The organism is Paenibacillus nasutitermitis (assembly GCF_014641075.1).
Taxonomy (GTDB): Bacteria; Bacillota; Bacilli; order Paenibacillales; family Paenibacillaceae; genus Paenibacillus_Z; species Paenibacillus_Z nasutitermitis.
On sequence record NZ_BMHP01000001.1, the window covers coordinates 1,743,548 to 1,764,916 of the forward strand.

Below are 21,369 nucleotides of genomic sequence, written 5' to 3' on the forward strand. Positions count from 1 at the left end.
GCAGTAAACGAAATGACAAGGGGGACATCAGAATGAAACGCATGAGCAGATTGGCATTATCCTGTGTTTTGGTTGCGGTGCTGGCGGTATTATCGGCCTGCAGCGGCAATTCGAAAGAGGAAACAACCACTCCCGCTGCCCAGAGCGGCAAAACGAACGAAGTAGGCGATACAAAGGGTACGGAGCCGGTTGAGATCACAATGGCCCGCGAGAGCGAAGCGGACGTCAAGTATCTCGCCGGAGAATCAATTGACAAAAACTCGGTAACCGATGCCATTGCCAAAGACCTAGGTATCACGATCAAAAATCAATGGGTCGCAGAAACGGCGCAATACGAGCAGAAGGTGCAAATGAGCATCTCTTCCGATGACATCCCCGACCTGATGGCCGTGAGCATGGCCCAGCTGCAGCAGCTGATCGAGGCGGATATGATTCTGGATCTGACCGATCTTTACGAATCCGATGCGACCGCCGAAACAAAAGCCTATTTGACCGGGGACGGAGGAAAGCAGCTGAATTCGGCCAAGCATGAAGGAAAGCTGATGGCGATACCTCAAACAAACGGCCCTTACGGCGCATCCACGCAGGTCTGGATCAGAAGAGACTGGCTCAAGAAGCTTAATCTGCAGGAACCGAAAACAATGCAGGACGTTCTCGCCATCTCGGCTGCTTTTGCCAAACAGGATCCAGGCGGAACTGGCAAATCCTACGGTCTGCCGCTTACCAAAGATTTGTTGAAGGATGTTACCTTCGATCTCAGAGGTTTCTTTAACAGCTATCATGCTTATCCGACGCAATGGATCAAGGATAGCTCCGGCCAGCTCGTCAGCGGCGATATCCAGCCGGAAATGAAACAAGCCCTGAAGCAGCTGCAGGATATGTATAAAGACGGGCAGATCGATCCGGAGTTTGCCGTTAAAGATTTGGTAAAAGAAAACGAGCTGCTGGCTTCCGACAAAATAGGTGTCGTGTACGGACCGTTCTGGCTCAGCGCTTATCCGCTGCTTGGCAATGCGGTAAAGGATGGAAAGCTGGTTCAGGATTGGTGGCCGTACCCGATTACATCCATTGACGACAAACCCGCATTGTCGCAAATCGAGCTGGGCGTTCAGAAGTATTATGTCGTCTCCAAAAAAGCGAAACATCCGGAAGCGGCAATAAAGCTCTTGAACAAATGGGTTCAGGCTTATACCGCGCCTACAGAGTCGGATAAGGTCTATTTCCTCCAGAACAATGAAGCGGCCAGCTACTACAAGCTCAGCCCGATCCGCACCTTCTCCCAGACGGAGACGATTACGCTCGGAGATGTCGTGCCGAAGGCCGTGGAGGCCAAAGATCCCTCCGGGCTTACCGGGCTCGAAGCGCCTAACCGTTACGGGAAAATCATGAAATATTTGGATGGAGATACAGGCGAGTGGGCGGAATATCCAATTTCCGGTCCGGGCGGCTCTTTCTCCATCATGTACGATTATTTGCAAAAGGATCTATACCACTTCAACGAATTTTACGGGGCTCCGGGAAGCGCGATGCTGGAGAAGAAACCTGTGCTGGATGCCAAGATGAGCGAGATTATGATCAAAATCATCATGAATCAGGTGCCGATTGATGATTTCGATAAATTTGTGGCGGAATGGAAGAAGCTTGGCGGCGACGAGATTACAGCGGAAGTTAACGAGTGGTACAAGACCGCTTCCACGTCATAAGGATTGGAGGAAGGGGATCTGCGGGTTAAGCGGCTAACCCCTTCCTATTTATTGGGAGGTCACCGAAATGATCATCAAGAGATTTGCCAAGGAATGGCCCTTGCATTTGATGCTGGTGCCCGGCATCGTAATCGCAATCATTTTCAGTTATGTCCCTATGGCGGGAATATCCATCGCCTTCGAGAAGTTCATTCCGACGAGGGGGATTTTCAAGTCCGAATGGGTAGGGTGGGATAATTTCAGATATATGATGGAATACCCCGGCATTGGGCGGATCATGTTCAATACGCTTTTCATTGCGGTTATGAAAATCATCGGTGGACTTCTTGTTCCGATCACCATTGCTGTTCTGTTGAATGAAATACGCAAAGAGGTGTTTAAACGGACGGTTCAGACTCTTGTTTATTTGCCTCATTTTTTATCGTGGGTTCTGCTCGGGGGCATCCTGATCGACATTCTGTCGCCTGCTTCAGGCATTGTTAATCAGTTTCTCGGCTGGCTTGGCGTCAAATCTATATTTTTCCTGGGGAGCAACTCCTGGTTTCCGTATACGCTGGTTGTTTCAGACATATGGAAGGAATTCGGCTTCAGTACGATCGTTTATTTGGCGGCGCTAACAGGTATTAATCCTTCCTTGTACGAGGCGGCCGAGATGGATGGTGCGGGCCGGTGGAAACAGACCTGGAATGTGACGCTGCCCGGCATGCTGCCTATTATCGTCCTTATGGCGACATTAAGCGTAGGGAACATCATGAATGCCGGCTTTGAGCAGATTTTCAATTTATATAGTCCTGCCGTGTATGAGAGCGGCGATATAATCGATACGTTCGTCTACCGGATGGGCTTCGAGCAGGTTCATTACGGGCTGGCTACATCCGTAGGCTTGCTGAAGTCGGTCGTATCTCTTGTTCTATTGTCCGTATCTTATGCAATGGCATACCGTTATGCGGGTTATCGCATTTTCTAGGAAAGGAGTGTTTTCATTGAAACTGCGGACATCCCCGGGAAGGAAAGGATTCGTCGCCTTCAACTACCTTTTTCTGACTCTGTTATCCTTGCTTTGTCTGTTCCCGTTAATTCATATGCTTGCTCTTTCATTCAGCTCCGGAGCGGCGGCTGCCGCAGGCAAGGTCAGCTTGTGGCCGGTGGAATTCAATACGGCGGCTTACCGGAATATTATGAACAAGCCGGAGTATCTGGCCGCTTTCGGCATTTCGGTACAAAGGCTTGTATTGGGCACCCTGATCAGTCTGGCTCTTACGATTATTACAGCATATCCGTTATCGAAGGAGAATCGTTCCTTCCAATTCAGGACAGTGTATGCCTGGTTTTTCGTTTTTACGATCCTGTTCAGCGGCGGTTTGGTTCCCTGGTTCATGACGATCAAGAAACTGGGACTGATGGATACGATTTGGGCGCTGGTGCTGCCTGGCGCATTATCCGTATTTAATGTGATTTTGCTGCTAAATTTTTACCGCGGCCTGCCGAAGGAAATCGATGAATCGGCAAGAATGGACGGAGCGGGCCATTTCCGGGTCTTATGGAGCATTATCGTTCCGTTGTCGAAGCCGGCTCTGGCCACTGTCGGGCTGTTTACGATGGTTATGCACTGGAACAGCTGGTTTGACGGGCTCATTCTGATGAACCGACCGGAACATTATCCGCTGCAATCTTTCCTGCAGACGATCGTCATCCAGAAGGATATGAGATTCATCAGCGCGGAGGATATTGAGCTGCTCAAATTGATATCGGACCGAACGAGCGCAGCGGCGCAAATCTTTGTCGCTTCCGTCCCTATCCTCATTGTGTACCCGTTCCTGCAGCGTTTTTTCATTAAAGGAATTGTACTCGGAAGTGTGAAGGAATAAAAATACAGCTTAACAGATTGCCTTTCTCGCTTGTATGATTAGGGATACGACGTAACATATCGACATCATTCAAGCAGGGGGAACCATATGAAAGTCCTTCGATTGCCGCAGTGGAAAAGACCGACGATATTCGTGAAATTGACGCTTACGTTTATTGCCGTATTGGCGCCGTTATACGTTCTCACGCTGATCATCAACAATAAGGGCGCGGACAATATCCGCAAGGAAATATCGCAATCCATTGCAGGGCGCAACGACTTTTATCTGGATATGCTGGAAATGGAAGTGGAACGGGTCGTTCATATGCTTCCGGAATATGTAGCCGATCAGGATCTGATGGCCTTGAGCACAACAGGCGACAGCATGAGCGATTACGAGAAAATCGACAACATCAGAGCCATCCAGCGCCGCATCTACCTGATTAAATACAACAGCATTTATATTAAGGAAGTAAGAGCCTATATCCCTCTGCTCCAGCGGACCATTCTCAGTTCGAAATTCGAAACAGCCGTAATCGAGGACGAGTTTAATGCGCTCCAGCTCAAGAACAATTACCAGGAAACTCCGCTAATTTATTGGAATGGGCGGCTGTTCGTCAGCATGCAGTATCCCGCAATTGCGAACCGGAAAGCAAGTTTTGTGGTAGGCGTGGAATTTTCGGTCGAGAAGCTGATGAATACCTTGAGCGAGGTGATCAGTATTCCGCAAGGCAATGCGGCGCTTCTCAATTTAAGCGGGAACTGGAACATCTCCAGCGAGAAGGATTCTATGATTACGGCAGCGCTCCGGGATTTCCTCTCCAAGCAGCTGAAACGGGGGATTCATGCGGGATACGATACGCTGGAATTGGAGCATGTGCCGTATCTGATTTCGTATACGTATTCCAAGCAGCTGGAGTCTTATCTGGTGAGCTATGTGCCGGAGAGTCATGTTACCGGACCGATCAGCAAATACAAATATTGGATTTTGGGCGTATCCTTATTATCCGTCTTTATTGTGCTGTTCTTCTCCATGTCAATCTTCCGGATGATTCACCGCCCCCTCAAAGGACTGATCGGGGCCTTCAAGAGGATGCGAACAGGAGATATTATGCCGATTGCCCCTACCACAAGACATGATGAATTCGGTTATTTGTACCGGGCCTACAATGAGACCGCCATCCACCTGAAAACATTAATTCAGGAAAATTACGAGCAGAAAATTCATAGCCAGCGCTCTGAATTGAAGAGACTGCAATCGCAAATCAATCCCCATTTTCTGTATAACTGCTTTTTTGTATTATGCCGGCTAATCAAATCCGAGGATATGGAGCTTGCCTACCGGTTCTGCCAATATGTCGGCGATTATTTCCAATTTATAACCCGCGACGATTCCGATCAGGTGGCGATTGCCACTGAAATGAAACATGCGCGGACCTATGTGGATATTCAGAAGGTTTGCTACGGGGACAGAATCCAGGTTCAATTTGATACATTGGAGCTGGCGATTGCGAAATATCGGGTGCCGCGCCTGATTCTTCAGCCGATTGTCGAGAACATTTACAAGCATGCGGTAGCGAAAATGGTGAACGGCGGCCGAATAAGGATCCATATGGAACAAAACGGCGACAATTTGACGGTTTATATGGAAGACAGCGGGAACAGCATGACGGATGTGGATATGGAGCATTTGAATCATAAGCTGAAAATGTCGGCGCATCATATCGAGGATACGACGGGAATCATCAATGTGCACCGCCGCATTCAGATTATGTGCGGACCCGAATACGGAATCACAATGTCGAGATCGGTGCTTGGCGGCCTTCGGGTTGCCATCAGCCTGTCTTTAATGGAAGGGGAGGAGTAATCTTGTACCGGCTGCTGATTGTAGACGATCTGCCGATTATTACCGACGGACTCGCGGAGCTGTTTCAAAAGAATCGGCATCTTCATCTCGAAGTGTACAAAGCATACTCCGGCACCGAAGCGCTGCAGCTGTTAAAGAAGCATCGCATCGATATTGTGCTTTCCGATATTCTGATGCCCGGAATGGACGGTATTGAGCTGCTGCGGGAAATCCGCGGAAATTGGCCTGCCTGCAAAGTCATTTTGCTGACAAGCTACAATGATTTCAGTTATGTGCAAAGCGCGCTTTCCCTGGGCGGATTGGAATATATTCTGAAGACGGAAAGCGATGATGTCATCCTTGAAGCGGTGGAGAAGGGGATTAAGGCCCTTGATAGGGATCAGGATGCCAGGAATCTGATCGAGAAAGCCGAAGCTCATATGAAGCTGGCCCTGCCCACGCTGCAGAAAGATTATCTGACGGCACTGCTGCAAGGCAAAAAGGTGGAACCGGCGCTGCTGGCGGAGCATTTTGCCAATATCCAGCTTCCGTTTCGGGCAGCCGAGCCTGTTCTCCTGCTGATCGGCCGGGTGGATGATTGGAATGATATTACGAAAGCTCCTGATAAATCATTAATTATTTATGCCGTGCAGAACATCGTCGAAGAAATATTGTCGGAGTCGGTCAAGCTAATGTCCGTTGTTTATGAATCTTCCAGAATAGTATGGATGATTCAGCCGCATTCCGATGATTCCGGAGAATGGGAAAAAACCTTTCATTTCGTCAATGGCTTGCTGGAAGTGATTCAGAGCAAATGCCTGGGATTGCTGAAATTATCGGTATCGTTCGTGCTTGGCAGCCGGGAAGCCCCCTGGTCCGAGCTGGCGGACCAGTTTCATTCCCTGAAATTTCTGCTTGTACGCGGGTTGGGCGGCCGTAAGGGGACATTGTTGACGGAAGCTGGCAGATCCAAGGAGGAGCCCGCTCATATAACCGGCCAGCTGGCTGCTGGCGCCGCCAAAAAAAATGTCCAGGTGCAAAATAAACTGCCTCTGCTGCTGAACAGTCTGGAGAACGGCAGCGAAGAAGAGTTTTACCGGCTGTATGAGGAGCTGGAGCCGATTTTCACCGATGATCAAATCCCGCATTTGCAGAAGGTCGAGCTTTACCATGCGTTGTCTTATGTCTTTCTGACTTTTGTGAATAAATACGAGCTGGAAAAGGAGCTTGGTGGGCAAATTGACTGGAATAAACTCGTTCAATTCGACGCGCAAGTTTCCTGGAAGGAATGGAATGCCTATTTCTCTCGTCTGGCCTCCCTTATTATAGCTTCAAACAGGGAAGAACAGGAGCAGAGCATTCATGATGTTGTCAGGAAGGTGCATGAATTTATAGAGCAGCATATATCTGCGGACATTTCGCTCATTCATCTGGCTGATTATGTGAACTTGAATCCATCCTATCTTTCAAGGCTTTACAAGCAGATTACCGGGAACGGGTTTTCGGATTATTTGACGGAATTCAGGGACCGCAAAGCAAAGGAAATGCTTAAAACAAGCAGTTTGAAGGTCCATGAGATCGCTGCCAATTTGGGTTATAATTCCTCCCATGCGTTCATCCGTTTTTTCAAAAAACAAAATCATATCACGCCCCAGGAGTTTAGAGAGCAATGGGGGATTCAAGGGATTTGAAACGCAGGCAGACAAGGAAAAAGGCATAAGGACAAGACTTGCGTACCGGGTCGTCGGCTGCGGGTATAAGCCGGTGACATTCGCTGCCATGCCTTTCTCCTGAATCTGCGCATGAACATGGGAAAGCCTTGAAGGTTATACGTTGTGAATATGAATGGAGGCGCTTACATGAAAAGGTCCGCAGCGAAAAAAGAAGGAGCTTTGATCATGCGAAAGTGTACGGCTATGGCAATGATGATCATTTTATTGCTTTCTTCCATACAACAGGCGTTTGGAGCAGTACAGAAAACAGTGCCGGCAGCTTCCCATGCAAATGACCTTGCCGGCCACTGGGCTGAACGCGAAATTAGCGAGTGGATAAACAACGGTTTGGTAAACGGGTTCCCGGACGGAAGCTTCCGGCCGGATCAGAAGATTACGAGGGGAGAACTGGCGGCACTCGTTAACCGCGCCTTCGGCTTTAACGAAACGGAACCGGTGAGTTTCACCGATCTACCCGAAACTCATTGGGCCTATCCAGATATGACCATTGCCGCTAAATCCGGTTATTTGCAGGGATACGGAGCAGGAGTGATCGGTGCCGGCCGCACCGTTTCCCGGCAGGAGGCCGCCATTGTCATAACCCGATTGCTTCACGGGGATCCGGGAACGCAGGGGGACGCCGCTGAAGGCTTTGTGGACGCGGATCAGATCGCGCCATGGAGCAAAAGCGCGGTAGAAGCAGCCGTCTCAGGGAATCTGATGGAAGGATATCCGGATGGAAGCTTTAAGCCTCAATCTGTAATCACCAGAGCGGAGATGATCATTGTGCTGGATCGTGTTATGGCTGAAGGGAACTTGTCCTACAACAAAGCGGGAACTTATGGCCCATCCGAAGGGACGAAGATCGTCAAAGGCAATGTCGTCGTCAATGCTCCTGGAGTCACCCTGCGAAACATGGTCATTAACGGTAATGTGCTGGTGGCCGAAGGGGTTGGAGAAGGCGACGCTTTTATGGATCATGTGACGGTTAAGGGTACGGCTGCTATCAATGGAGGCGGGCTTAACAGCGTTCATCTCAAAGATGCGGTGTTGAACCGGGTCCGCATCGGAAAAACCTCAGGAGGCGTGCGCATCGTTCTGGAAGGCGGCACAACGGTGAACGAGCTGGACGTTGCTGAAGGAGCCGGAGCTGGTACAACCATCGTCATCGGCAGCGATTCAAGCATCGGCACCTTGTTTCTGAATGAAGTGATCCGGGTGCTGGGACTAGGACAAATTAATAAAGCAGTCTATGGGATCAAGGGGAAAGGTACGACCTTTGAGCGTAAGCCTGACCAAGAAGAGGAAGGGAAGCTGCCCGCGGGCGGTGGATCGCCTCTGCAAAATCCGGTCTCGCCCTCAAACCCGGATCCCTCTCCGGGGACAGATCCGTCAACGGGCAATCCGGATCCGTCTCCGGGAACAGATCCGTCAACGGGCAATCCGGACCCCTCTCCGGGAACAGATCCGTCAACGGGCAATCCGGACCCCTCTCCGGGGACAGATCCGTCGACGGGCAATCCGGATCCGGGTACGGATCCATCGACGGAATCGCCGGAACAGCCTCAGCAGACCGCTCCGCTCATTAAGGACGGTTTGCCTAATGCGGATATTCTGATCAGCCCGCAGGCAAGCGATATGGAACAGCTTGCGGCGGAAGAGCTTCAAAGCGCATTAAAAATGGTTAGCGGGGCAGAGCTTCCGATCTATAAAGGACAAATAGAGGCAGACTCCGTCAGCGCGCAGCTGTGGAACAATAAGCTGGATATCAGCAAAGTCGGCACGTATCCGATCAGAATATCGATGGTTAATAACCGAATGGTTCCCGTTCACATTCATTTGACCCAAAGCGACAGCGGACCGATTGCCGTTGATATTCCATACGAAACGATTTTGGCGGCAAAAGAGAGTAAAACCATTGAAGGTACAATTACCATCACGGATTCGGCCGGGGAAGGCACGCATATCGTTTCACTGCTTGCAAGCTTGGAAGATCTTCCCGTTTCCACCTTAACTTTAACGGTCAATCTCAACCGCAACCTCATTCAGAATGGGGGATTCGAAACAGCCGCTGCGGGCGGGAATATTCCTGAGGGCTGGATAGTGCCTTCAGGGGCGCTGGACAACCAAGTAGCCCATACAGGAACCGGATCCCTGCGGATTGATCTTGGGCAGTATTCCTATATCAATGCGACTACGAATCAGAAGCTCATGCTTGAGCGGGGCCGCGAATATGTGCTTAAAGCCTGGGTAAAGGGCAGCGCGCCTACAGGCCAAAAGATCGTAACGCAGATCATGGAAATGAAAAATGACGGAAGCTATCATGATGGCTCGGGTCAGCAAGTGACGGATATTACCGACCAATGGAAGCTGGTGGAACTGAAATACACGCCAAGCGCGAAGGCCGTATTTGATTACAATTGGGTCTATTTCTATGCCATTCAGGGAACCGATCATCTGTGGATCGACGACGTAACGCTAATGGAGGCTTCCGCTCAGCCGCAGAACGAGGCGGAGCAGCAGACCTTGGACAATCCGGCTGCGGATCAAGCATTAAGCGGTGAAATCGTCACTCCTGCTCAGCGGGTTCAGATTGTTTTGGGAACGCCGGATTCCGTTAATGGCTTAGGGAGTCAGTTTGCCGATGATATGGAATATTTGCGGCAATCCGACGGTTTCGCAATCCGGAGAGACGGCAGCAGAATCTATATTATCGGAACCGAATCGAAAGGCGTGCTGAACGGCGTTTATGATTTCCTGGAGAAAAATGCAGGGGTATTATGGACCCGCTCCCGCACGACGGATATCGGCACCTTGTATGATCTACTCCCAACGATTAGCGCAGATAAAGTGAATTACCGCGAGAAATCGCCGTTCCAGATCCGCGGATTTAATTTGACGGGCTTCGGCGCCAACGGTGAATATCATGAAGACCCGGGCACGGAAGCGATGATAGCCGGCAATAAAATGAATGCGAAGCTGGCGGAGTTCGCGAATCAATCCCTGTGGGACAGACATGAGAAGGTAGGGGTAAAGGCGGTCACGCTCGGCCATAATCTGGGGTACTGGCTGCCCAATGATGAATATTTCCAGGACCATCCGGATTATTACAATACGGATGTGAGCGGTCAGAACTATATTCCGGTCGCCGACGATACCCAAATCAATTTCTATCATCCCGATGTGCCGGGAGTGATTGCCGGCCGGGTCCAACAATTTTTAAGCCAAACTCCGATTGAGTACGTGGGCATCGGCATTAACGATACTCATTATTTTCAGCAGGGAGAGCTTAGCCGTTCACCGTTTGTTACAGCGGATCATATCGTCATTCAGCCGGACGAACCGGATTACAAGTCGACTGTCTTCTATTCGTTCCTGAACAAGATCGCAGCCAAAGTGAAAGTTACGAATCCGAAGGCCAAGATTGTCACATTCGCTTATTTCTTCACGGATACCCCGCCTAGGGTCAAGCTGGAGGATAATATTATCGTTGTGCTGGCTCCACTGACGGGCGACGACCGGGTCCCCCTTAATACAAACGATACGGGCAGTTCGAATTTTGGGCACCGGCTCAAGCTTGAGGGCTGGCTGCAAAACACGAAAAACATCATGATGTACAACTATTACGGTTCTTTCCTGTCGGATACGTATGAAAGGCCGATTGCCGCAAAAGTCCAGGCCGATATGAAGTATTACCGGGATTTAGGTATTACAGGCGTTCTACCGGAGAGCATCATGGATGCGAGAACGGCCAACTGGTCCATCAACGCCCTGCAATTCTGGTTGTTTCAGAAGCTGATGTGGAATCCGGATGCCGATATCGAGCAATTAAAGTCCGATTATATCCGGAAAGCCTACGGGGCCGCAGCTGCATCGATGAGAACCTATTATGATCTTATCGAAGAGGGGTGGAACAAATACAAGGATCCGATCGGCTACAATACAAGCACCAATACGTATATCGGGAAGTATATCATCGAAGCGGGAATCAAGGATGCGGCACAGGATGCGCTGAATCAGGCATGGGCCTTAGCGGATGATAAAGCGAAGGCGAGAATCGAACCGATCAAAACCACTTTCGAGAAGATGGTGCTTGAGGTCAGCGAAATTCCTTATCTGGAAGCCCATGCTTCAAAAACATCCGCAAGTAAAGCGGAAATTGTCGGAGGGGTGACCGATTTCAGTCAAGGTCCATGGGCAAATGCCCAAGCCTTATCCCAATTTTATGTCATGAACACGAAGGATCCGGCTCCTGTACTGACGAAAGTGCGTTTGCTGTGGGACGCAGAAAATCTGTATGTCGGTTATGAGAACTTTGATGATGCCCCATCGGAGATCGTGGCCAGCGATACCGCTCCCGGCGAGTGGTGGGCCAGCGGTGCGGACGACGATAACGAGACATTCATAACGGGCCATCCCGCAGCCGCATCGTATTATGGATTTTTCAACAATTCCAAAGCCTTGAAGGTGGAGTACAGCGGACCTGTTGTGGACAGCGGATACAACGGACAATGGGAGGCTTACACTTCGGTGGGGACGGACCGCTGGAATTCGGTTCAAGTTATTCCTTTCTCCAGCATTCAGGTGGATCCTGGGCTTACCGACACACTGCAGGGATATTTTTTCCGGACCTATCACGGCTTAGCCGGATTCTACGGCTGGGGTGTGGGGGCGGTATGGAGCTCGTCCAGCTTCCATCCCATTAAGCTGGATGACCATTAATTGAACACGATAGCGCTCCATTCCTGGCAAACGATGAATGAGTTTCACGGTTCATGTCAAGGATGGGGCGCTTTTGCATGAATTACCAGCCAACAGGGCGGATAGGATGCGATACTTTAAACTTCAGGAGCACAGTTTGTTATTCAGTTGTTTTCAATAATAAATGGAGGTGTAAAAATTGAAAGTAATTTGAAATCAGTAAGGCAACGGCGATGGTAACCCTTTTCCCGGCAATTGTTTTACTGATAAGCCATCTGCCTTCTAAGAATTTTTTTCGCTTGCCTATGAAGTTAGAGGGATTATAACGAGCTATAGGCCGATTGATTATTAGCCGGGTATTTAAAATGAGTATGAATCAATAAAAATAGAGAGTAATTGTCAACTTAAGCTTTCCGATACTGGCACATTCATGTTTTGTTTTTGTATAAAAAATGAATTGTTTTTGTCCATTGAATTATGGAGTGAATCATTCTATAATTGATAATGAGAATCGATATCATTGGTTTTGAATTCAGTTAAGCGCCCTGATGCTATACTCGTAATTGCCACTCGGGTATAGCCGAGCAGGGCCGTAAAGGTTAACTGTCGTACGCCTATACTTAGAAGTCAAAGGCTGCTATCAGCCTTGCCTATAACACTATTTCGCTGGAGGTAATTTCATGACTGAGCAACTGGAATTATACGATGTAACCATTATAGGCGGAGGACCAGCCGGGATGTATGCGACTTTTTACAGCGGCATGCGGGATATGAAAACCAAGCTGATTGAAGCCAGGGACAAACTTGGCGGCAGGATGTTATTCTACCCTGAGAAAATGATATGGGATGTGGGCGGAGTAACGCCGACCCTCTGCGAGAACCTGATCCGGCAGCTGGAAGAACAGGCCAGAACCTTTGATCCGGACATTGTTTTCGGGCAGCAGATTCAGAAGATGGACAGACAGGAAGACGGAACCATGATTTTGACCTCTTCAACGGGAGAACGGCACTGGACCCGCACGGTCATTATGGCAATCGGCTACGGCATCTACAAAACGGCGAAGCTTGAGCTGGAGGGAGCGGACCGCTACGAAGTGACGAATCTGCATTACACCGTACAGGAGCTCGAACCTTTCCGGGGCAAGCATGTCCTCATCTCCGGAGGCGGGGATTCGGCTGTTGATTGGGCCAATGAGTTGGAGCCTGTCGCGAAGAGTGTAACGGTCGTTCACCGCAGGGACAAATTCGGAGGACTGGAGCGAAATGTGCTGCGGATGAAACAATCATCCGTAAGGCTTCGGACGCCTTACGCTGTCGAGAAGCTTTACAGCAGAAATGGCGAAAGTATCGAGCAAGTGACCATAACCCACCTCGAAACGGGGGACAGCGATATTCTGGATGTCGATGCGATTATTGTGAACCACGGTATGAAAAGCGATTTCGGCCAGATTTTGGAGTGGGGCCTTGATATGGGAGAATGGCATGCCAATGTGAGTGAGAAGCTGGAGACGAACCTTCCGGGAGTTTTCGCTGCTGGGGATTTTGTTACATATGGCAGCAAGCTGCATCTGATCGCTGGCACCTTCACGGACGCTGCGCTTGCCGTTAACAGCGCCAAACTGTACATGGATCCGGCAGCCGATAAAGTCGCATATGTTTCTTCCCACAACAGCAGGTTTAAAGAAAAGAACAAGGCGCTCGGCGTTGTTGAATAGTGAATAATCGAACTCTAGTTAAAGTCCGCTTGCACAGTGGGCTTTTTTTTGTTTTACAAGAAGTAATTTGTCATGTGCAGGATATTCTTGAAGAGCCCCCAAAGCCGCTTCTTCCTGGCTATCAATTTCTGCTTGACAGGATACAGATTGGATTATACTATAATTGTATTATTAAATAATACAAATAATGGAGATGATCGGTGTGAAACGTTTGACGGATGAACAGAAGCTAAGCTATAGGGAGAATGGATACTTAATCGGTTTGCCTCCCGTATTTACGGAAGAAGAAGTAGCTAATTTGAACCTGGAGCTGAAGGAGCTGGAGAAGCTGCTGATTCCGGGTGAGCAAATGCTTCATATCCGCGATTGGCATATGAAATGCAAATGGTTGTACGACATCTGCACCCATCCGCAGATTCTCAGCTATGTAGAAGATATTTTAGGTCCAGACTTCTTTATGTGGGGCACTCAATTTTTCGCCAAAGCGCCTCATTCCAAAGATACCGTCGCCTGGCATCAGGATGCTTATTACTGGCCGGAGCATCTTCATAACGCCGTCACGGTATGGCTTGCTTTTTCCGCTGTTGATGAGGATAATGGAGCCATGCGAGTCATTCCCGGCAGTCACAACAAAGGCATTATCAAACACAGGAAAATCGAAGGGGATTCCGTGCTCACCCTCGAGCTTGAACATGGAACCTTCAATGAGAATGAGGCTAAATCTCTTATTCTTGAATCCGGATCGGTCTCTCTTCATGATGATCATATTGTTCACGGTTCGCCAGCCAATGTGTCCGACAGATGGAGGATCGGCCTTACGATCCGCTATTCGGGCCCTGCCCAGGTATCCGCCACAGATTATGAGGCATTTACCATGAGGGGAAATCCTCTGGTTCGCGAAGCGCCGGTTCCATCTGAGAAGTATGCCCGGCTTCCGGTTGATTACCATAAAGGCGACGAAGTCGTGCGGCCCAAGCTCAACAGCTAACAGTCTTGAAGTTGAAAGGAAATGTCATCTGCTATGTCTCTGTTTCTCGACTTGAAAGGAAAAATCATTCAAAAAGTAATCGACGGCACCTATAAGGTCGGAGAGGTGCTGCCCACGGAGCATGAGCTTGCGGGCGAGCATCAATTAAGCCGCGTCACCGTACGCAAGGCTTTGGAGGAACTCAAATCCGAAGGGCTGCTTGCAGGTGTGCCGCGGCAGGGGACCATGGTTTTGGAGCGAATGGGCGGTTATCGCAGTTCACTTGATATCATCGCATTGGTTGCGACTGTTCAGGAGACGTTCTTCGCCACATTCATGGAGCATTTTGAACGGACCGCAGAAGATAATGGCTCGCTCATGCTGTTTAAGCAGGATTTTCAGGGGAAGGCTTTTTATTCGGAAGCGTTTTTCTTCAGGCTGGTTCAGAAAAACATCCGCAATGTGGTGCTGTGGCCGCAAACAGTCCAGATCGATTTTGAGCTGCTGCGCAGGCTTCATTCTGTCGGAATGAATTTTGTTTTCTTCGATCAGATGTTCGACACCGACGTAGCGGACACGGTGTGTTTGGACAATGACAAGGCAGTCACAGCACTGTTTGATTATCTTGTGGAGGAGAGCGGCTCCGACAGCAATCTGTTATTCATCGGGTTCGAAGGATTATCCCTCCCGAGCGCTGTTCAAAGAGAAGAAGCCTTCATACAAGCGTCCCGTCGCACAGATGCGATCAGGAACATTCCATGGGGACTTCCTATCGACCAGCAGGTTGCTCTGCTCCTGGACTGTATTGAAAAAGAGACTGTTCGGCCCGCAGGCTTTCTCTGCAATAGCGGGGGAATTGGACTTGAGATGGCCAGACAGCTAAGGCTGAGAAATCTGGAAGGCAGCCTTTTACTGGGAACCATTGATTACCTGCCCGAGATGGATGCTTATCCAATGGCCGCTTATCGGCAGCCGTTCGAGCTTATGGCCGAGAAAACCTACCAGCGATTGATCGCTCAGAACAATCAAGGCCAAAGCTGGCGTGCCGGTGCCTATCAAGTGGAAGGACAGCTGATCAAATGCGGAGCCAAGACGTGATTCCAATCAACTGCCGATCATGAATAAAGGAGACTATTATGTGCCGGAATATCAAGACACTTTTCAACTTTGAGCCTCCAGCGACCGAGGACGAAATACAAGCGGCCGCACTTCAGTTCGTCAGAAAGTTATCTGGCTTCAACACCCCATCCAAAGCCAATGAAGCGGCTTTCAACCGGGCAGTTATCGAAGTGACGGGCGTGGCCAGGAATCTCCTGGGTTCCATGGTAACCGTTGCTCAGCCGCGCGACCGGGAAGTTGAGATTGTCCGCGCCCGGGCAAGATCGGTGAAACGGTTCGGAACGAAGAAGGATTAAGATGCATCTAGAATGATCCACGAAAAACAAGCCATTTCCGTACTGCCTGGAGCATAACGGAAATGGCTTGTTTTTCGATTCCTGCCAACTGAATATAACGCTTCCATGGGGAAGTGATCTATGTTATCCTTTTGGCATTCCTTGATGTGACGGCCTGATCGCATAATGATTCCAGAAAAGTAGAGGTGCAAAAGATGAAAGAAGCCATCCGATTCATTATGGGACCGGATAACGTTGAACAATATCAAATATTCAGCCATGCGTCCGGTCCAGAGGGCAAGCTGCCTTTGACGGCAGAGATGCTGATGAATCTTCCCAGCGGCGATTTATTCGGAATGAGCCAAAATGTGGGAATGGGCTGGAAGCCGGAACAACTGCTTGGCAAACAGATTCTTATTCTGAGCACGCAGGGCGGCGTCCGCGGCGAGGATGGCACACCGATTGCCTTGGGTTATCATACCGGCCACTGGGAAGTGGGTCTTCTTGTTAAGGAGGCTGCTCTGGAAGTAAGCGCTCTCGGGGGTGTGCCCTTCGCTGCTTTCGTCAGCGACCCCTGCGACGGGCGTTCGCAGGGCACAACCGGGATGTTCGATTCCTTGCCCTACCGCAACGATGCGGCAATCGTTTACCGACGGCTGATCCGGTCGCTGCCGACAAGAAGCGGAGTCATTGGCATCGGAACCTGCGACAAAGGACTGCCGGCCATGATGATAGCGCTGGCGGCCATGCATGATTTGCCAGCAATTATCGTGCCGGGCGGCGTTACGCTCCCACCAACTGAAGGGGAAGATGCGGCTAAAATCCAAACGATCGGCACGCGGTTCGCGCATGGGCAGATTACGTTGGACGAAGCAGCTGATCTGGGCTGCCGCGCGTGTGCGACGCCGGGCGGCGGGTGCCAGTTTCTCGGGACGGCAGCTACGGCTCAAGTGGTTGCCGAGGCGCTTGGAATGTCGCTGCCGCATTCGGCGCTTGCACCATCGGGCCAGCAGATCTGGCGCGATCTCGCCAGACAATCGGCGAGAGCCGTTCAATTGATGCAAGCCAGCGGGACCTTTATGCGTGATATTGTAACGGATGCTGCTATTGAGAACGCGATGGCCGTGCATGCTGCCTTCGGCGGTTCGACCAATTTGCTGCTTCATATCCCCGCGGTTGCTCATGCCGCCAAGTGCCGTATTCCCGACGTTGCTGACTGGAACCGCGTGAACAGGGCGGATCCACGGCTTGTCAGCGTTCTGCCGAACGGGCCTGAACATCATCCGACGATAAGGGTATTTATGGCTGGCGGGGTGCCGGAGGTGATGCTTCATCTTCGCAAGCTTGGACTGCTGAACCTGAATGTGAGAACGGTTGCATTTGATTCCTTGGCGGACCAACTGGATTGGTGGGAGCATTCCGAACGGCGCCGCGAAATCCGCAAACGGCTGCTTGAAAGCGATGGCATTGATCCGGATAGAATTATTATGAGTCCGCAGTTGGCAACTGCCCGCGGACTGACTTCGACTGTCACTTTTCCAGTAGGCAATCTGGCGCCGGAAGGATCGGTAATCAAGTCTACCGCTATCGATCCTGAAGTGGTCGGCGAAGATGGGGTCTATCGGCACCTGGGGCAGGCGAAGGTATTCACAACCGAGAAAGCCGCAATCAGGGCGATTAAAAACGGTCATATCAAGGAAGGGGATATACTTGTCCTGATCGGCAGAGGTCCTTCGGGAACGGGCATGGAGGAAACGTATCAGCTGACCTCCGCATTGAAGCATCTGCCTTTCGGCAAGCATGTGACGCTTCTGACGGACGCCCGCTTCTCAGGCGTATCTACCGGCGCCTGTATTGGTCACATCGGACCGGAGGCGCTGGCCGGCGGGCCGATCGGTAAAGTGCGGGACGGGGATTGGATCAATGTCCGGATTGACCGCAACAACCTGGACGGCAGCATTCAATTTATCGGTCAAGGCGAAGAACGGTTCAGCCCTGAGACAGGAGCGGCTATTCTGGCAGCCCGTGCGCTTCACCCGGAGCTGGCCCCCGATCCGGCGCTGCCTGACGATACCCGGCTTTGGGCTGCCCTTCAGGCTGCCAGCGGAGGTACGTGGAGGGGCAGTATTTATGATGTTGACCGGATCGTCGACACGCTGCGGGCGGGCATGGAGGCGTTGAATGCCGATAAGCTGGTGCCCGTGAAAATAGAGGATACCCCTGCAGATTCCGGTGGGAATTCGTCATTAAAGGATCATCGATAATGGGATAGGCTAATCAGATGGATTAGTTGGCGAGGTGAACAATATATGGCTGTCAAGCCGATGGATTGGCTGCAGGGTCCATGGTCAGTAGAGCTTTATTCCGTTAATACCGCTTCCTATTCGAGCCTGGATTTGAAGAATTGTTTGTATCCCAACTGGATTATCAGTTATGTCAAAGAAGGCGATGTTGCAACGGGAACGGGGGAAGAAGTTTATCGCGTCCGCCCTGGAGAGGTAATGCTGCATCCGCCAAACCTGCTATTCGCTGAGCAGGCTTCAATGAAGGGAACCCACTTGTGGATGCAGGCTGCTGTATTCTGCTCCCAGCATATCGATCTTCTTCAGCTATGCCGGATTGCGCCTGTTGTCGCCGTAGCCGATCCGGACCGGTTCGAAGCGGTATTCCGCCAGCTTGAGCATATCTGGGAGAACAAGGAGCAGCCTTTCTGGAATATGAAAATGACGTCAGGAGTCATCCAGCTCACCGAATTAATTCTGACAGGGTGGGAGAAAGCTGGTTTTCCGGAGCGGACGGCTGCTTATGAATCGCCGAAAGAGCGTTTTGTTGAAATGATTGGCTATATGAGTCTCAGACTGCAGGAGAAGCTCAGCCGGGAGGATTTGGCCGCAGTCGTCAATCTCAGCCCCAATTATCTGGATAAGAGTTTTGCCCGGCGCTATGGCCATACTCCCATGCAGATGCTGCGCGATATGCGGTTGAACCGCTCGAGACAGCTGCTGGAGCGAACGGAAGAGACGCTGGATTCCATTGCGCAGCAATGCGGGTTGAGCGATGCCCCGTATTTATGCAGGCAATTCAAGCGGGTGTTCGGCATTCAACCCGGTGAGTACCGGGAATCCGTTCGCAGCCTGCAAGCGGAGAATCCCTATCAATATCAAAGGTGAACATCATAAAAAAAGAGGAAATAATACAAGAAGTGGCGGAAACACTTCATTGAGAAGGGACCATCGGGGGTGGATAATGAGGATATGAAATTATTCCACCAGAAGGCAAAGGAGCGGCGCGCAAATGGCAACGGCAAAACCGGGCAAAACCGTCAGCATCACCGATGAGCAGCTGAAGCAATATGAGGAGCTTGGATACATCATTTTCAACGATTTATTTAATGAACAGGAAATAGATGGGATACGCGACATCATCGATGAGCTTGACGAAGAGTCCGAGAAGGCTTTGCGGAAGAAAGGACAGGACTTTATCAATGTTTCCGGCAAAATCAATTTTAATGCCAATATTAATTTTCGCCGGCCGGAGCTGCAGCGTTTCACTGCGGACCAGAGGTTTGTGGACATTACTACGACCCTTCTAGGACCCGATACAAAGCTGTATTGGGATCAGTCCGTATACAAAAGGCCTGAAGCGGATAAGGATTTCCCCTGGCATCAGGACAATGGGTATGTCCCGACCGAACCGATTCATTATGTGACCTGCTGGCTGGCGCTTGAAGACTCGAATCTTGAGAACGGCTGTATCTGGATCCAGCCCGGTACGCATAAGAAAGGGTTTGTGCCGCATATTAAAACGGATCTTGGCTGGATCTGTTATTACGGCGATATTGAAGGGGAACCGGTCGAGTTAAAGAAAGGGAGCATGGTCGTATTTCATTCCCTGCTGTTTCACCGCAGCACCCCCAACCGCAGCCAAGCGACCCGTAAAGCATATGTGATCCAGTATTCTGTCGATGGTGCGAAGAATCCAACCAATGACAGTATCTTTAGAAACGGCCCGCTGATCGCAAAAGATGGAAAAGCGGTTTACAACTCTTTTGTCCCTCGGGAGCTCTGCTAGATTCCTCAACCTCCATATACAATCATGACTCCTGCGGGTCGTGATTGTTTTTTTTTCTTTCTATGAGGATCGCTCGCAGACTAGCTCCTTGCAGCAGTCTTCTAAAAATTCTCTGATATTCAGCCTCGGATTATTGTAAAATAATACGGACAGATCCTTAAAACTTGCAGGCTCACTTATTAAACAGTGAATGCAGGCGACCAGCGCTTTCCTAGGGATGTACAATCATGTTCATCAACCTCAGGTGCTGGGCCGGATAGTTGGAGAAATTCTGCATAACAACGCTATATCCGGGCAGTCCGGCCGATAATCTGCTTCATGCAACCGGTGGTTGAATGGAGTAAATGTACCCGTCTCAACCAACTGATGATTGGTTTTGCAGATGAGCTGTGATACGTTGGTTTTACGCAAATCGGCCGATTCTGCCAACCATTAAGCAGGAGGAATGTAGGATGGATGTACGAAAAATCGGAGCCTTTATATCGGAACTGCGAAAAAGCAAAAATTTGACACAGGCAGAACTCGCCCAGCTTCTTAATGTGAGCCACCAAGCCGTTTCCAAATGGGAACGCGGCGAATCCCTGCCGGATATCGGTCTGCTCCCGCTTACTGCCAAAGTATTGGAACTGACGGTTGATGAGCTGCTGAGCGGAGAACGTATTCCTGCTCCTGTTCTGAAGACTCCAATCGGAACGCCGGCAGCTGCCGCCATGTATCGCGTAGACCAGAATACTCTGCAGGTCAGCGCCGAAGACACGCTTCAAGAGGAAAATCGGCTGACTTTCGATCATGTCAGCAGTCTTGCTCCATTCCTTTCCTGGGATGCGCTGCAATCGATGGTTGAACAGGTCGAGGACGAGGTCCATTGGGACAATGTAGAAGCGCTGGCTCCCTTTCTTGGACGGGATGTGCTGGAGAAGCTGGTTGAGCAAGTCATCGATGGTGAAATCGAGATGGACCGAATAAAAAGCATCGCTCCTTTTCTTGGTCATGAGGCACTGGAACGGCTGGTTAATCATGCCGAGGAGGAAAGCCTGAGCTGGGACGCGATATCCGGACTTGTCCCTTTTTTGTCCAGAGAGACCTTGTCCATAATGGTTCAACGGGTAGTTGAGGGTAAGATGGAGCCGGAAAATATTATGGGACTGGCACCGTTCCTGGACCAGTCCGATCTCGAGATGCTGATTGTGAGCCGGGGGATAAGCGGCCTGCGTCCCGAGCATCTGGCCGGATTAGCGCCTTTTCTTTCCCAGTCTCTGCTTGAGAAGCTCGTGTTCGGGAATAAGCGTGAAGTGGTGAGCGAAATAGACAGTTGACCGCGGTACGGAGCACAGTGTGGCAAGAAAGCCTGACCGCAAGTGGAGATTATAACAGCAGACTGCTCCGGCAGCCTGCTGTTGTGCTGAAATCGGTG

General features: G+C 50.4%; 14 protein-coding genes. All 14 read left to right on the plus strand.

Annotation, left to right across the window (positions count from 1 at the left end; genetic code table 11):
• Positions 1-32 precede the first annotated feature (32 nt).
• The 14 genes from IEY46_RS07445 (at position 33) to IEY46_RS07510 (ending at position 21,271) form a co-directional block, all read left to right on the plus strand.
• Positions 33-1,703, plus strand: a complete 1,671-nt coding sequence (locus IEY46_RS07445) for an extracellular solute-binding protein (RefSeq protein ID WP_188990575.1) — start codon at positions 33-35, stop codon at positions 1,701-1,703.
• A 67-nt stretch (positions 1,704-1,770) separates the two neighbouring features.
• The gene (locus tag IEY46_RS07450) at positions 1,771-2,670 is read left to right on the plus strand and encodes an ABC transporter permease (RefSeq protein WP_188990578.1); all 900 of its coding nucleotides are present in this window, start codon (positions 1,771-1,773) and stop codon (positions 2,668-2,670) included.
• Complete coding sequence (locus IEY46_RS07455) at positions 2,648-3,571, plus strand: carbohydrate ABC transporter permease (RefSeq protein ID WP_373288773.1); 924 nt, start codon at positions 2,648-2,650, stop codon at positions 3,569-3,571. Before IEY46_RS07450 ends, IEY46_RS07455 begins: the two co-directional genes overlap by 23 nt.
• 87 nt (positions 3,572-3,658) lie before the next feature.
• Positions 3,659-5,416: a sensor histidine kinase gene (locus IEY46_RS07460; RefSeq protein ID WP_188990582.1), complete on the plus strand. Its 1,758-nt coding sequence runs from the start codon at positions 3,659-3,661 to the stop codon at positions 5,414-5,416.
• A gap of 2 nt (positions 5,417-5,418) precedes the next feature.
• Positions 5,419-7,086, plus strand: a complete 1,668-nt coding sequence (locus IEY46_RS07465) for a response regulator transcription factor (protein ID WP_188990584.1) — start codon at positions 5,419-5,421, stop codon at positions 7,084-7,086.
• 168 nt (positions 7,087-7,254) lie between these two features.
• A complete protein-coding gene (locus tag IEY46_RS07470) occupies positions 7,255-11,829 on the plus strand; it encodes a DUF4838 domain-containing protein (RefSeq protein ID WP_188990586.1) in 4,575 nt (1,524 codons plus the stop codon).
• A gap of 659 nt (positions 11,830-12,488) precedes the next feature.
• Positions 12,489-13,523, plus strand: a complete 1,035-nt coding sequence (locus IEY46_RS07475; protein ID WP_188990588.1) for an NAD(P)/FAD-dependent oxidoreductase — start codon at positions 12,489-12,491, stop codon at positions 13,521-13,523.
• Between the two features lie 202 nt (positions 13,524-13,725).
• Positions 13,726-14,511, plus strand: a complete 786-nt coding sequence (locus IEY46_RS07480) for a phytanoyl-CoA dioxygenase family protein (RefSeq protein ID WP_188990590.1) — start codon at positions 13,726-13,728, stop codon at positions 14,509-14,511.
• 33 nt (positions 14,512-14,544) lie between these two features.
• On the plus strand, positions 14,545-15,588 hold the full coding sequence (locus IEY46_RS07485; RefSeq protein WP_229750130.1) for a GntR family transcriptional regulator: 1,044 nt from the start codon (positions 14,545-14,547) through the stop codon (positions 15,586-15,588).
• A 38-nt stretch (positions 15,589-15,626) separates the two neighbouring features.
• The gene (locus IEY46_RS07490; protein ID WP_188990595.1) at positions 15,627-15,905 is read left to right on the plus strand and encodes a DUF2277 domain-containing protein; all 279 of its coding nucleotides are present in this window, start codon (positions 15,627-15,629) and stop codon (positions 15,903-15,905) included.
• Between the two features lie 194 nt (positions 15,906-16,099).
• Entirely contained in the window at positions 16,100-18,148 is a 2,049-nt protein-coding gene (locus IEY46_RS07495; RefSeq protein WP_188990596.1) for a YjhG/YagF family D-xylonate dehydratase, read from the plus strand.
• 45 nt (positions 18,149-18,193) lie between these two features.
• Complete coding sequence (locus IEY46_RS07500) at positions 18,194-19,054, plus strand: helix-turn-helix domain-containing protein (protein ID WP_188990597.1); 861 nt, start codon at positions 18,194-18,196, stop codon at positions 19,052-19,054.
• Between the two features lie 124 nt (positions 19,055-19,178).
• Positions 19,179-19,955: a phytanoyl-CoA dioxygenase family protein gene (locus IEY46_RS07505; protein WP_188990598.1), complete on the plus strand. Its 777-nt coding sequence runs from the start codon at positions 19,179-19,181 to the stop codon at positions 19,953-19,955.
• 452 nt (positions 19,956-20,407) lie between these two features.
• On the plus strand, positions 20,408-21,271 hold the full coding sequence (locus tag IEY46_RS07510; protein ID WP_188990599.1) for a helix-turn-helix domain-containing protein: 864 nt from the start codon (positions 20,408-20,410) through the stop codon (positions 21,269-21,271).
• The last annotated feature ends 98 nt before the right edge of the window (positions 21,272-21,369 follow it).

Coding starts and splice junctions, on each gene's coding strand:
- IEY46_RS07445 (WP_188990575.1), top strand. CDS start 33: ATGAAACGCATGAGCAGATTGGCATTATCCTGTGTTTTGGTTGCGGTG.
- IEY46_RS07450 (WP_188990578.1), top strand. CDS start 1,771: ATGATCATCAAGAGATTTGCCAAGGAATGGCCCTTGCATTTGATGCTG.
- IEY46_RS07455 (WP_373288773.1), top strand. CDS start 2,648: ATGCGGGTTATCGCATTTTCTAGGAAAGGAGTGTTTTCATTGAAACTG.
- IEY46_RS07460 (WP_188990582.1), top strand. CDS start 3,659: ATGAAAGTCCTTCGATTGCCGCAGTGGAAAAGACCGACGATATTCGTG.
- IEY46_RS07470 (WP_188990586.1), top strand. CDS start 7,255: ATGAAAAGGTCCGCAGCGAAAAAAGAAGGAGCTTTGATCATGCGAAAG.
- IEY46_RS07475 (WP_188990588.1), top strand. CDS start 12,489: ATGACTGAGCAACTGGAATTATACGATGTAACCATTATAGGCGGAGGA.
- IEY46_RS07485 (WP_229750130.1), top strand. CDS start 14,545: ATGTCTCTGTTTCTCGACTTGAAAGGAAAAATCATTCAAAAAGTAATC.
- IEY46_RS07490 (WP_188990595.1), top strand. CDS start 15,627: ATGTGCCGGAATATCAAGACACTTTTCAACTTTGAGCCTCCAGCGACC.
- IEY46_RS07495 (WP_188990596.1), top strand. CDS start 16,100: ATGAAAGAAGCCATCCGATTCATTATGGGACCGGATAACGTTGAACAA.
- IEY46_RS07500 (WP_188990597.1), top strand. CDS start 18,194: ATGGCTGTCAAGCCGATGGATTGGCTGCAGGGTCCATGGTCAGTAGAG.
- IEY46_RS07505 (WP_188990598.1), top strand. CDS start 19,179: ATGGCAACGGCAAAACCGGGCAAAACCGTCAGCATCACCGATGAGCAG.
- IEY46_RS07510 (WP_188990599.1), top strand. CDS start 20,408: ATGGATGTACGAAAAATCGGAGCCTTTATATCGGAACTGCGAAAAAGC.